10 protein-coding genes and 1 tRNA gene are annotated in these 13,087 nt (G+C 39.1%); 5 read left to right on the top strand and 6 right to left on the bottom strand.

Annotated features, from left to right (window positions below; genetic code table 11):
- Window positions 1-59 precede the first annotated feature (59 nt).
- Window positions 60-2,381 carry an IMS domain-containing protein gene (locus AC012T_RS09720; RefSeq protein ID WP_487065225.1) on the bottom strand — a complete coding sequence of 774 codons (2,322 nt, stop codon included), beginning with the start codon at window positions 2,379-2,381 and terminating at the stop codon, window positions 60-62.
- Between the two features lie 809 nt (window positions 2,382-3,190).
- Between AC012T_RS09720 and pdhA the strand changes: the two genes are divergently transcribed.
- The 3 genes from pdhA to AC012T_RS09705 all read left to right on the top strand — a co-directional run bounded on the left by pdhA (window position 3,191) and on the right by AC012T_RS09705 (window position 5,449).
- Window positions 3,191-4,228 (top strand): pyruvate dehydrogenase (acetyl-transferring) E1 component subunit alpha, encoded by a 1,038-nt coding sequence (gene pdhA, locus AC012T_RS09715; protein WP_487065223.1) that lies wholly within the window; start codon window positions 3,191-3,193, stop codon window positions 4,226-4,228.
- A gap of 216 nt (window positions 4,229-4,444) precedes the next feature.
- Window positions 4,445-5,314 (top strand): aldose epimerase family protein, encoded by an 870-nt coding sequence (locus AC012T_RS09710; RefSeq protein WP_487065221.1) that lies wholly within the window; start codon window positions 4,445-4,447, stop codon window positions 5,312-5,314.
- Between the two features lie 63 nt (window positions 5,315-5,377).
- Window positions 5,378-5,449 (top strand) — tRNA-Lys (locus AC012T_RS09705).
- A gap of 116 nt (window positions 5,450-5,565) precedes the next feature.
- Here the strand turns inward: AC012T_RS09705 and AC012T_RS09700 are convergent.
- Window positions 5,566-6,492 (bottom strand): ion channel, encoded by a 927-nt coding sequence (locus tag AC012T_RS09700; RefSeq protein WP_487065219.1) that lies wholly within the window; start codon window positions 6,490-6,492, stop codon window positions 5,566-5,568.
- Window positions 6,493-6,579: 87 nt separating this feature from the next.
- On the opposite strand from AC012T_RS09700, the gene AC012T_RS09695 reads away from it, so the two are divergent.
- Window positions 6,580-7,761: an MFS transporter gene (locus tag AC012T_RS09695; RefSeq protein WP_487065217.1), complete on the top strand. Its 1,182-nt coding sequence runs from the start codon at window positions 6,580-6,582 to the stop codon at window positions 7,759-7,761.
- Between the two features lie 34 nt (window positions 7,762-7,795).
- Here AC012T_RS09695 and AC012T_RS09690 read toward each other — a convergent pair whose 3' ends face one another.
- The 4 genes from AC012T_RS09690 to AC012T_RS09675 all read right to left on the bottom strand — a co-directional run bounded on the left by AC012T_RS09690 (window position 7,796) and on the right by AC012T_RS09675 (window position 11,756).
- Window positions 7,796-8,284, bottom strand: coding sequence for a DUF2382 domain-containing protein (locus AC012T_RS09690; protein WP_487065215.1), 489 nt, complete (start codon window positions 8,282-8,284; stop codon window positions 7,796-7,798).
- Window positions 8,285-8,447: 163 nt separating this feature from the next.
- On the bottom strand, window positions 8,448-9,359 hold the full coding sequence (locus tag AC012T_RS09685) for a DUF2382 domain-containing protein (protein ID WP_487065213.1): 912 nt from the start codon (window positions 9,357-9,359) through the stop codon (window positions 8,448-8,450).
- Window positions 9,360-10,085: 726 nt separating this feature from the next.
- Window positions 10,086-10,928, bottom strand: a complete 843-nt coding sequence (locus tag AC012T_RS09680) for a DUF2382 domain-containing protein (protein WP_487065211.1) — start codon at window positions 10,926-10,928, stop codon at window positions 10,086-10,088.
- 279 nt (window positions 10,929-11,207) lie between these two features.
- The gene (locus AC012T_RS09675) at window positions 11,208-11,756 is read right to left on the bottom strand and encodes a PadR family transcriptional regulator (RefSeq protein WP_487065209.1); all 549 of its coding nucleotides are present in this window, start codon (window positions 11,754-11,756) and stop codon (window positions 11,208-11,210) included.
- 115 nt (window positions 11,757-11,871) lie between these two features.
- On the opposite strand from AC012T_RS09675, the gene AC012T_RS09670 reads away from it, so the two are divergent.
- Window positions 11,872-13,056 (top strand): ABC exporter membrane fusion protein, encoded by a 1,185-nt coding sequence (locus AC012T_RS09670; RefSeq protein ID WP_487065207.1) that lies wholly within the window; start codon window positions 11,872-11,874, stop codon window positions 13,054-13,056.
- The last annotated feature ends 31 nt before the right edge of the window (window positions 13,057-13,087 follow it).

Here is a 13,087-nt window from a genome sequence, read left to right as displayed (position 1 = left end):
ACTCTTACTGGGGGCGAGTTTTCCACAAATTATCTTATGTCGAACTCAGGTGATATTAACTACTGACTCACACCGAGATTTTTCACCACGGACATACCCTGAATTCGCCATGCACCTTCTTTGCGAATTAAATCATAACGAACTCGCAAGCGTTCCTGAGAAGACTTTTTATTCTGACCCAGTTCAAAAAATTGCGTAACTTCCTTAACTGTAGCTTCTACCACAGCGTTATCTGCAACACTAGGAATCTGATTGACAAATTCCACCTTCAAATCATGTTCATACGTGCGATAGCGGCTGTCTTTGATATCTTGTTGAACTATTAACCGCCATTGAGATACCGCTGAACCAGTCAAAATTTCATCTAAACGATTAATTTCATGATTGGGTCCCAAGGCTGCGGCTTTGGTAGATAGCCAAGTTTGAATTACTTCTTGAGCGATCGCATTTGTTATTATACCCTCAGCTACTTCTGGTTGGCTATTGGGATCAGGAATGCTAATCGGTGGTTGACTCAGTTCTATAGCCAACTGTTCTCCTTGTAGAGATGGTCGAGGGAAAAACAGATTGTTTAACCATCCAAAAGCTGTGGAAACTAGTAACCAAAAAACTAATAAACCCCCCAAAGACAAGAAAACCATCCAAACTAAGCGGGTTTTTGCATCTAAGCTGTGAGCAAAATTGCGCCTTGGTCGAGATTGAGATGGACGATATTCCCCAACACGATTTCGACTATTAGCCGCAGTTGGCTTGCGTCGTTTCCGCTTTTGAAGTTGACCGGGTGCAGTTGTCTGAGTAGGGATATTCATTTGCTGATGATTTCCTTTGGCTGCTACTTCTGCCGTCGCCGAATGTTCTCCAGGCATTGCTGGTGTTTGACTACCACTAGGTCTAGGTGAAGTATGCCATCGAGGTAGGGAGAAATGTCCAGATTCGGGTACTTCACGGTTTACTGGTTCTGCTAACTCAGTATCAGGTGTGTGATTGATGGGTTGAGTAGTTGCATTATGATAGTTGTGATAACGAGGACTATTTATTTGTGGTGGGGTTAAAGGTTGGTTGTTAATTGCAGACCATTCATGAGTTGTTTGGGTATCCGTTGGTAAAGCTTCTAAATAAGCTTGTACCTGGGCATCAGCGAAGTAATCTTTTAAAGAAGCTTGCTTTCTGACTAAATCCCGAAAATGAGGAAATACCTCTTGTTGTAACCACTGTTCACAGTACAAACAAAGTCCTGGTAACAAGTCTGGCGAATCTTGGGATTTTTCCCGAATAATCGCTAAGGCTTCATATTCCTGACTTAATTCTAAAACACGGGTTGCTTCTTCGGTTTGTCCCAATAACAAAGCACACAGGGATTGTTCTAAATGCACATCTTGGCGTTTACCCAAACGAATCAGCATTTGCTTGGCTTGGCGAATTAAAGCTGGTTGACGTTGGGTAAAACCTCTAGCGATTAAGGCATAGACTGCTAGATATGTGGCAACTGCGGAGGGGCGCTTGCTTTCGGCTTCAAAGAGTTTATGTTGTTCTGTAACTGTTAAATGATTGCGTAACTGCTGAATAAATCTGAGAAAATCATCTATATTTAAGCCGGATTGATCATTGCCAGCGCCATCAATTCCGCCCCGTTCTTCTAAAATATTCTGTAATAATTCCAAGCCTTGACGGCGTTCTTTAGTTTTCTCTTGAGGTAGTGCGAGTAACTCCAGAATGCGATATGGTCGCAACTTACAAAGATCCGCTGCAATTTCTGATTGCACGCTAGGGAATATGCCTTCGCGCATTAATAATTCTTCCCCGGTTTCTAAAGATATGGCAGCATTTTCATAATGATTTTGTTGCCATTGTTCACGTCCTAGTTCTAGACAGGCTAAGGCCACGGTGAGAATAATATCTGCTAGTTCAGGACTAGCTGAGTATTCCTCGCCGGATCGATGACTACCGACTCTGACACCGACTCCATTTTTATTGACCAGGTATGGACGACCTAATTTGAGTACTAGTTCGTATTCCCCTAACTCTTGGAGGAGTAATAAAGCACCAACTAATTCCTCAGGGGCAATTTCGATGCTGAGACTTTGAACATCGTGATTACGGCTGTTGTTTTCGGCGCGATTTTCTAATCCAGATGTATTTGCTGCCCGATCTGGATCATAGGCGTGGGCGAGATAAATCTGATCATACCTGCTGCGTTCTTTGGAATCTGATAAAACCACGTAAGCTTCTTCTATGAGTTGTTTACGAGAAGAGATGGCTGTAATTGAATACTCGCGTCGGGGCAATTGAACAATGCGATCGCTGTATGCTTGCCGCAATTGCTCCTCACTTGCCGCTAACGGTAATCCTAAAATTCGGTAGTAATCGAGCGGAATTCGCACAGCCTACTTCCCCTGCACCGTGGTCGCGTAGTGTCTCCTAGAGATAGACATAGTTCACCTAGATGATTCCAGGTATGTAAAACCGTGCCATAATAATAGCTTTATTAATACCGTGTCAAGTATACATCTGAAGTGTATATTATCACAGTGCTTTTTGTTTTTTTCTCCCACAGTAAATCATATCCTCAGAGTTGATTTTTGGCTTTGGCGTAACCCCCCTAAGGTACCGCACCTAGCTTATGATTTGAACTCGCCTCACAAGCTGTAGCCTTTAATTGTGATTCTTAGTATATGCTACTGCAACATAAATACACCCTAGTTATCCCTCAACATCTGCAAGCCCAAGTACCGCTTTTGATAGTGGTCGAGATGTTGCACCCAGTGTAGTCTAAGATTTATGATCTTTTTGGGTTGTTGCCAGTCAGGTAGTTGAATAAACACCACCAGCACTGGTTAGTTATGGATAACTAAAAAAAACAATATATCACGATTAAAATTTAATGGCAATTACCTAGTGCAAAGTGATTTGAGTTACAAATTAAATTGTTTTCCAAGTCAGATAGCGGGCAGCCAGGGAAAAATTTTCCAGCCAACAGGGATCTCAACTTTTTTAATCTCAACTTTTTTAAATTGTTAATGGGTATGCAGACAGACAGCTATCCGAATTGCTAACGTTAAAGACTTCCAGAGCGATCGCTAAAAGCGACGGTTTTTACTTCAACATTCTTATAAAATTTGATTGTTGACTCTTACTAACCCTGGCTTACTAAATAGCTATTTAACTTTTACGATAGGGATACTTTACAAAAATGGTTCAAGAACGCACGTTACCCACATTTGATGCTGCCACAGTCCAAATTACCAAAGCAGAAGGGTTAGGCTTATACGAAGACATGATCCTCGGTCGCTTTTTTGAAGATAAATGCGCCGAAATGTACTACAGAGGAAAAATGTTTGGTTTTGTCCATCTGTATAACGGTCAAGAAGCCGTTTGCAGCGGCATCATCAAAGGAGCAATGCGACCCGGCGAAGACTTCGTTTCCAGCACCTACCGCGACCACGTTCATGCTTTGAGCGCAGGAGTGCCAGCAAAAGAAGTAATGGCAGAATTATTTGGTAAAGCCACAGGTTGCAGCAAAGGGCGCGGTGGTTCCATGCATATGTTTTCTGCCGAACATCGTCTATTAGGCGGCTATGCGTTCGTAGCAGAAGGCATTCCCGTTGCAGCTGGTGCAGCATTTCAAAGCAAATACCGGCGGGAAGTCTTAGGAGACAAAAACGCCGACCAAGTAACAGCGTGTTTCTTTGGTGATGGTGCAGCTAACAACGGTCAATTTTTCGAGACATTAAACATGGCAGCACTATGGAAACTGCCAATCCTGTTTGTGGTAGAAAATAATAAATGGGCGATCGGCATGGCTCACGAACGGGCAACTTCCCAACCCGAAATTTACAAAAAAGCCAGCGTGTTTAACATGGTAGGCGTAGAAGTAGACGGAATGGATGTTCTCGCAGTTCGTCAAGTAGCTCAAGAAGCCGTAGCCCGCGCTCGTGCTGGAGAAGGCCCCACCCTCATAGAAGCGATGACCTATCGCTTCCGTGGTCACTCTCTAGCCGACCCAGACGAACTCCGCAGCAAAGAAGAAAAAGAATTCTGGTTTGCCCGTGACCCCATTAAAAAATTAGCTGCTTATTTGCTGGAGAAGAACCTAGCAGACGAAGCAGAATTAAAAGGCATTGAAAAGAAAATTCAGGATATCATCGACGAAGCAGTGAAATTCGCCGAAACCAGCCCCGAACCAGACCCTAGCGAGTTATATCGCTTCATATTTGCCGAAGACGTTTAAAGAGTACCGAGTATTGAGTACCGAGTATTGAGTACCGAGTACCGAGTATTGAGTGCTGAGTAGAGAAACTTCAAAATTCAGTATTTAGTACTCACTAGTACTCAAGATTAACCATAACTTTGTACCGAGTACCGAGTGCTGAGTAGAGAAACTTCAAAATTCAGTATTTAGTACTCACTAGTACTCAAGATTAACCATAACTTTAGGAATAAACCCGTGTATACCATTGCCGTTGAACAACAACAATACAAAACCTACATCCTTACCGATGATAGTGCTGGTACACAAATAGAAGTTGTACCTGAACGGGGTGGTATCATTACCCGTTGGCGTATTCAAGATCAAGAAGTCTTTTATTTAGATACTGAACGCTTTACACACCCAGATTTGAGCGTCAGAGGTGGAAACCCGATTTTATTTCCTCTGTGCGGTAACTTACCAGATAATACTTACACCGTTAACGGTAAACAGTACACTATCAAACAACATGGTTTTGCTCGTGACTTACCTTGGGAAGCAACTGAGCAAAAAACCGATGGTAAAGCTAGTTTGACCGTTGTTCTCAAGAGTAACGACGAAACCAAAGCAGTTTATCCTTTTGACTTTGAACTGGCTTTCACCTACGAATTACAAGGCAATGCCTTAGTAGTACGTCAAGAATATAAAAATCTGTCATCCACACCAATGCCCTTTTCATCTGGTTTCCATCCCTATTTTCTCTGTGGTGATAAATCTCAAATAGATGTGGAAATTCCTTCTGTGCAGTATCAAGACAATAAAACCAAAGAGTTTCACGCTTTTAACGGCAAATTTGACTTTAACCAAGATGAAATTGATTTTGCCTTTGGAGGGTTAACTAGTAAATCTGCATCTGTGACAGATGACAGCCGCAAGTTAAAGATAACCCTAGATTATGATGATTTCTCTACCTGGCTGGTTTTCTGGACAGTGAAAGGCAAAGAATTCTACTGTCTAGAGCCTTGGAGTGCCACCCGCAACGCCTTCAACACTGGAGAAAACCTGACTGTGTTAGCACCAGGAGCTAGTTGCACAGCCTCTTTCCAGTTAACAGCAAATTTTTGCTAGAAACCCCTTGACAAAACCCATGCTTTTAATGGTATATTGGGAAAGTTGCAAATCACTGCAAAAGGGTCGCTAACTCAACGGTAGAGTACTCGGCTTTTAACCGATTAGTTCCGGGTTCGAATCCCGGGCGACCCATAAAAAGCTGAAGATAATTTTTATATTCAAAAAAGATGGATATTTACCATCTTTTATTAATTCCTTTCGATGACAAGAGAGTTTTATTTTTTCAAAAGAGTGCTGATTCCTGAGTACTACTGAATAACTTCATCCACAGGTAATACATCGTGAAAATAATTATAATCAACGTAGCGATGTCCATCTGGTGTCCGGTGCATAATATCAACAAATCTGCTATTCCATAAAATATCGTTAGCAGTATAACTATGACGAGCATGGACAACCTGCGCCACAGTTTCATCAATACCACTAACGGAAACCATAAATAAGGATTGTGTCTTCACCAGTGATTCTGATGTCATCCCAAACAAAGGACTAGATTCATCAATTATATGCATAATTGTCCAAGATAAAGAGAAATTAGGTGTTTGGTTTCTGACTAACTTGAGATCATGAATTTTCCTTAAAGAAGCTCCATCTTGATTTACCTCATCACGCATTAAATACAGCCGTATCTGCGCCTCTAAAATCATATTGCGGCGCTGATTTGCAGTACGAAATAATAGAGTTGATAATCCTTCCTGTGGCATAATTACTGCTACACGGCTAAACATCACACGGGCAGTGGGTCGGGAAAAGCGAGCAAAAGCTAATCCTGTCATCACGGCAATTCCCACCACACCAATCATCGCCTCAATAGTGACTATGATATTGGCATAAGTTGTGGTTGGATACATTGCACCATAGCCAATAGATGCCAAGGTTTGCACACTAAAAAAAAAGGCATCTAGAAAAGAACCAGGTTGAGCATTAGCAATACAATCTCCTCCTAATCTATAAGCTAAGGCAAATAGAGTGTTAATAGCTACATAGAAAATACAAATCAGGATCAAGAAGCCAGTCCAAGGAATAGTTAGTAGCAAATGATAAGGATCTCGCCAGTATGAATGCCATACACCCATACCCATAATTTCAAATTGTCCATTACTAACTTGGATATGAACTCGTGGAATTATAGGCTGTTGGTGCTTTTGGGAAGGTTTTTTGTGTCTAAATTTCATGAAGAGTAGTTGAAAGCATGGTGAATGGTACTATGACTGGAGTTGAATACAACCATAAAGCAAAAACCCGGTGGTTATTAATTACTGATGAATCGCAATTTTTGGATTACTGCTTTAATTGCCTTTGTTAACTCCCTGAGTCTGACGATTTTAATTCCTATTATCTATCTTTATGGCAAACAATTTGGTCTGAGCGATTTCCAAACCAGTTTATTATTTTCTATTTACTCTATAGCTCAATTTTTTGCAACTCCTGTCATTGGCAAACTTTCTGACCGTTTTGGCAGGAAGCCTTTATTAATAATAAGTTTAGCCGGGACTGTCATTGCCAACTGTATAGCTGGAACTGCAACAACTGCAAGCCTGTTATTTTTTGCCCGATTTTTAGATGGAATTACAGGTGGTAATGCTTCTGTGGCTCAAGCAGTAATTTCTGATATTACCAGTCCCAAAGATCGCGCCCATGCATTTGGTATTTATGGGGCTGCAATGGGTCTAGGTTTAGTTTTAGGCCCGGCTATCAGTTTATTAGCACAGCAAAAGTCTTTGGGAACTGCATTTTTAGTTTCTGGTGGAGTTGCGCTTGTGGCTTTGTTGATGACTATTTTTTTCTTACCCGAAACTCTCAAAAATAAGGCTGCACGATCTAGTAATATATTCGATTTAGGTTTGGGAAATTTAATCAAAGGTTTAGTAATGCCAGGAGTTGGCATTTTGCTATTCATTAATTTCTTAACTGGCACGACTTTTACTATGTTTACCTATGCTTTTCAACCTTACTTCATCAAGGTTTTAGCTCAAACTAGCCAGTCTTTAACACTCCTCTTTTTGGTCTTTGGCACATTAGGCGTAATTATGCAAACCTGGGGAGTGTCTGTGATGATCAAGAAATTTGATGTAGTTAAAATTTTGTTTTTAGGCCTATTTTTTCGTAGTCTGTCATTTGCATTAATGCCAGTTTGGCCCAATATTACCTATTTTGTAACTATCAGTATCTTATTTTCCCTGTTTAATTCTCTCGTGCAACCAATGATTAGCACTTTAATTTCTCTCAATGCTAAACCTGATCTTCAGGGGACTGTATTGGGTTTGAATGCTTCTTATTTAAGTATTTCTAATGGTATTGGCCCTGTAATTGCTGGACTGATTGTCAAACAATCTAACCCTATTACCTATGGCTATCCTTTATATTTAGCAGGGGGGCTAACATTTTTAGTTTTAGCTTTTGCAATATATAACCGAAAAAGATATACACCTAGTAATTCATAATTCATTAAAAAGGTGGGCATTGCCCACCTTTTCATTAACTAGAAGTACAACGATTAAACCATTCTTGATACCTTTGTTGCTGAGATTCATTTTCTACAATAATTGATATTTTTATGTGCTGACAGCCCTGATTTTTTTCTAGGTTAATAGCATTTAAGAGTAAGCTGGCAATTTTTGGTGAATTGAACTCTCCACTGACAATTAAACTACTTTCAAAATTACTCACTTCCGATGTTTTTGCAGCATTTAAAATTTCAGAAATCTCTTCTTCATTTAAATCTATCTCGGCTAGTTGTTTGTGTTCTGGGCTTACTTGTTCAATAATCAATTTTTCCCGACGGACAGGAATTTGTATCATCTGAGTTTCGATTTCTTTGCGAACAATTACTTCTCCAATTTTTTGTTTGCTATGATCAACAAACAATCTTTCTTCTAGAAGAGGAATAATTTTTTCTTGCTTGTCTATAGAGATATCTTTCTCTTGTTGTTCGCTAGGTGTTTCTGAACTTAAATATTCAATCATATACTTTTTCGATGTGGCTATGTTTGGCAACAAATTTATGGTAATGATATGAATGCTGGTAAGTATCCTTACCAATTACAAATACAGGTAAAGCTGATAAAAAGCCTCACCTGCACTGGCTTTAACTAGTTATGAATGAATTCATTTTTCTCAAAATCAAAAATTATCGTTCTTCAATAGGTATATTAGGTGCATTCACATCTAATTCTTCACGACGCACACTTGCTTGGGTTTCAACTGTGTCTTGCTCTACGACTTTTTTGACTCTAACTTCTTCACGGACAAATGCTTCTTTACGAACTTCTGGTGTTTCTTCGTAAATTTCCACGCGAGCTACTTCACCTTCTCGGAAGTTGGCTTCACCAGGAGCTACAGCTCTACCAGCATCTTCAGGTGTGACACGTTCAACAACAACGTGTTCTCTTTCCACTGGTACTGATACTCGTGCTGTTTCGGTTTCTACGTGCTTGCCAACGGTAACATCCCCCATTTTGCGGCGATGTTTACTGGTAATAAGCCGCTCTTGATACAATTTCAGATTTTGATTATTTTGATCATTTAAATCGAACAGATCAGGTTCCTGTTCGTAGCGATAAGTATCACGGTTGTAGGTTGGTGTAGTTCTGGCAGAGGTTGTTCCTACCCCTACCCCTGCGGATTCTACAGGTGTTGGTGATTCTAGGGGTGTTGGTGATTCTACAGTTGAGTTGCGGTACTGGGGATTGCGATATACACCACGTACCCGTTCCTCATACTCGTAATCTGTTGTTAGACGTTCGTTAAACTCAGGTAAATTTTCTGCTTGTTCTCTTGTCAAGCCAATGGCATAAACACGTTTAGCATTATAGTCGATGCGGGTACGTCCAATAGGCATCAAAACTTTCTTCCCAAAAATCCAGAAGCCTAAGTCAACTACTAAATAGCGAAAGTGTCCTTCTTCATCAACTAAAGCATCATGTACAGTACCTATCTTTTCATCTGTTCTGTCTGTATATACTCCTAGACCCTTAATGTCATTACCTTCAAAACTATCGCGGTACTGGGGATCAAAATCTTCTAATTTGTAAAGAACCATTATATTCTACCTCGAAATACTATAGCATTTCCTGATTTATATGTTAAAAATGCATTCGTTATTTTTCCTCTTTCTATTGAATGAATTACCTAAAAATAGGTTCATCTAAAGTTATAGATATTGGTATTGCTTTATTGCTAGTAATAAATACGAATATTACAAGAAGTCAAAAATTATATAGGAATCATATAGGACTAATATTTGATTTTTGAAATACACGTAGGGTGTGTTAGCGGAGCGTAACGCACCTTCCTTGAAGCCTTTGGTGCGTTACGGCTTACGCCTAACACACCCTACATATACCTAGATTTTTTCAGAAATCAAATATGATTACTATATTTGATTTTTGAAAAAATAAGTAGGGTGTGTAAAGCCCTTGCAGGCATGGCTACGCTTAGAGGGACAGCGTAACGCACCGTAAATTTGATTAATGGTTAATGGTGCGTTACGGCTTTGCCTAACACACCCTACAAATACTTAGATTGTTTCAAAACTCAAATACTATTGCTATAGGAATCCGATTTGATTGCTGTTCGCGGTAGAGTGCCGTAGGCATATTTACTTGCGTAGTCAGAGAACTCTAGAACAGGAAAAATAGAATTTATACCTACTGAGTCTTGTATGGCTACGCCACGCAAGCTATCAAAAATCAAATAGGAGTCCTATAGGTAGAATACTATTCAAAAATTCGTAATTTTACATGATCAAACAAAAAGTTTCATTGTTTTATTGATTGACCTTATCACTGTTTTCCTGTAAATGTAATGTACCAGAAGTATCAATATCTAGCTCTTCCCTGCGAATGACATCTTGAGCTTCTACCATATCTCGATCTACTACTTTTTTCACTCGCACTTCTTCTCGAACAAATGCTTCTTTATAGATTTCTGGTGTTTCTTCAAAAACTTCTATGCGTGCTACTTCCCCTTCTTGAAACTGGATTTCATCAGGATGTAATGACGTTTCTGTACCTGTAGGTTGAACTCTCTCAATAACAACACGTTCTTTTTGAACAGGTACTGTAACTCGTGCTGTTTCCGTTTCAATATGTTTACCAACTGATACTTCTCCGGTTTTAACACGGTGTTTATTGGCAATTAAGCGCTCTTCATACAGTCTGAGAGTTTGATGATATTGATCGTGCAAACCATATAAATGCGGTTCTTGTTCGTAAGTGTAAGTTTCAGGATTATAAGTTACAGCACTGCTGGGAGAACGATAAACGCTGCGTACCTGTTCTTCATAATCATGATCAACAACTATGTTGTCATGGTACTCAGGCAATTTTTCTACTTGCTGTTTACTGAGTCCATCAACATAAACACTTTTTGCTGGATAATTAATGCGAGCAAGTCCAATAGGTAGTAATATTTTCTTCTCCAAAGAATCAGACTCTCTATTAGTCTCAATAACTAGATATCGAAATCTTCCGTCATCATCAACTAAGGCATCATTAATTGCGCCAATTTTTACTCCACTTTCTGTATAGAGATGTAAGCTTTTAATATCATCTCCATTAAAAGTTTCTCGATAGTTTGGGTCAAAATTTTCGAGTTTATGAAGCGGCATATTGTGTTTCCAAACAAATTGTACATTTTTCTATTTACATACAATAGTAAGAATTATTTTTCTATTTGTTATCTCGCTGATGACTGAAGTTAGGAGAGATATTACATGGCTGATAGAGATATAACTAAAGATAGAAAAGTAGACAGAGAGGAAGTAATACTGCTAGGTTAATATGCACTATCTTTGGAGATAGATTTTAGAGATTTTCAAGAAATAAATTACCTAAATAAATGAACTACAGAAATACAGAGGACACGGAGGATTGAGAGATTTTTTGCGTTAGGTGGTTGATTGAGTATCTTTGATAACTTCTAAGGCTTGATCACACCAATCTATCCATTCTAATTCATAACGAATACCCGCATTTAACACTAAATATCTGAGTTTTTCTTTTCTAGTTGATGCTTTTGGATTAGGGAATTTCTCCTGCTCAATTTGTCGATATTTGGACAATTTTTCTATATGTGTTTGACGACGGCGTTTTATATCTTCTATCAGTACACTAGCTGGTACTAAACTACCAGAAAAAACTTTTACTAATATGTCTTCTCTAATTATGTCGGGTTCGCTAGGTTGTCGCATCCATTCTAATAAATGTTGTTTACCTAGTTCTGTAATTGAGTAGATTTTTTTATCTAAGCGTCCTTGACGGGGAATAATCTCGGAGACAATTAACCCTTGTGATTCTAATTTACTCAGTTCTCGGTAAATTTGCTGCTGTGATGTGTTCCAAAAACAACCGATTGATTCGCTAAATACCTTAGAAAGGTCATAGCCACTATGGGGTTTTTCAATTAAACAGGTCAAAATGGCTTGCGGTAAACCCATAAAAAACTACTTGACAGATATTTTCTTTAGGTTACACTAAATTTTGTATACAACAAGTTGAATAAAAATAGTTTAGTTAAATAAATTGAGTAAATTAATTCAGGTGGTGAATTAAGTGCAGAATTTTCAGGACTTACGCAACTGGCGCAAGCGATCGCTCATTGTCAGTACCCTAGTTTTAGCTGTCACCAGTATTGCAGCATCATCATATTTTTTAATCAATCAACAAAATAGCGCCCAGAAAGCTAACACCCTAACAGCAGAAAGTCTTCCAGCAATTAAAGCGGTGACGGCTTTGGGAAGAATTGAACCCCAAGGGGAAGTTATTCAAGTGTCTGTGTCGCAAATTGCAGGTAGTAACCGAGTTGATAAACTATTAGTTAAGCAAGGTGAAAGCCTTAAAAAAGGACAAGTAATTGCTATTTTGGATAGTAGCGATCGCCGTTTAGCAGCACTGAATCGCGCCAAGCAGCAAGTCAAAGTGGCCGAATCTCAATTAGCACGGGTAAAAGCTGGCGCAAAACAGGGAGAAATTGCTACTCAAATAGCGACAGTTAGTGAATTAGAAGCAGAATTACGTCAACAAAGTGCAGCAAGAATAGCCACAGTCAAACGATTGGAAGCAGAAGTAAAAAATGCTCAATTAGAATATCAACGCTATGAATATTTACAAGTAGAAGGTGCTATTTCTACATCCATTCGTGATAGTAAAAAATTAATTTTAGAAACAGCAAAAGCCAGTTTGCAAGAAGCTATTGCTAACCAAAATCAAACATCAGAAACCCTCAGAGAAAAACTCATACAAGCTAAAGCAACGTTAAATCAAATTGCAGAAATACGCCCCACCGATATCCAAATAGCAGTAGCCGAAATAGAAAGTGCAAAATCTGCCGTTCGTGAAGCGCAAGCAGATGTAGATTTAGCTTATGTGCGTTCTCCCCAAGATGGAAAAATCCTAAAAATTCATACTTGGGAAGGAGAAATTGTCAGTGATAAAGGTATTGTAGAAATTGGAAAAACCGAGCAAATGTATGTAGTCGCTGAAGTATATGAAGCCGATATTAATAGTGTAAAGATAGGACAATTAGCAACTATTACTCAACTCAATTTACCGGGAATATTAGCAGGAGATGTTGAAGATATAGGCTTACTAATCGCTAAAAAAGATGTACTCAATACTGATCCTGCGGCTGATATAGATGCGCGAGTTATAGAAGTTAAAATTCGCCTCAATCCAGAATCTAGTCAAAGAGTTAAGACTTTAACTAACTCTAAAGTAAAAGTAGCAATTCAATTATAATAAAAACGGTTGGGAACTTTACTTTTAAACG

The sequence above is a fragment of the Anabaena sp. EIM26 genome (assembly GCF_057568715.1).
This window is presented reverse-complemented; position numbering and strand designations above follow the sequence as displayed.

Bases quoted from the DNA above. Each gene is read 5' to 3' on its own strand.
- pdhA (WP_487065223.1), top strand. From the start codon at position 3,191: ATGGTTCAAGAACGCACGTTACCCACATTTGATGCTGCCACAGTCCAA.
- AC012T_RS09700 (WP_487065219.1), bottom strand. From the start codon at position 6,492: ATGAAATTTAGACACAAAAAACCTTCCCAAAAGCACCAACAGCCTATA.
- AC012T_RS09695 (WP_487065217.1), top strand. From the start codon at position 6,580: ATGAATCGCAATTTTTGGATTACTGCTTTAATTGCCTTTGTTAACTCC.
- AC012T_RS09690 (WP_487065215.1), bottom strand. From the start codon at position 8,284: ATGATTGAATATTTAAGTTCAGAAACACCTAGCGAACAACAAGAGAAA.
- AC012T_RS09685 (WP_487065213.1), bottom strand. From the start codon at position 9,359: ATGGTTCTTTACAAATTAGAAGATTTTGATCCCCAGTACCGCGATAGT.
- AC012T_RS09680 (WP_487065211.1), bottom strand. From the start codon at position 10,928: ATGCCGCTTCATAAACTCGAAAATTTTGACCCAAACTATCGAGAAACT.
- AC012T_RS09675 (WP_487065209.1), bottom strand. From the start codon at position 11,756: ATGGGTTTACCGCAAGCCATTTTGACCTGTTTAATTGAAAAACCCCAT.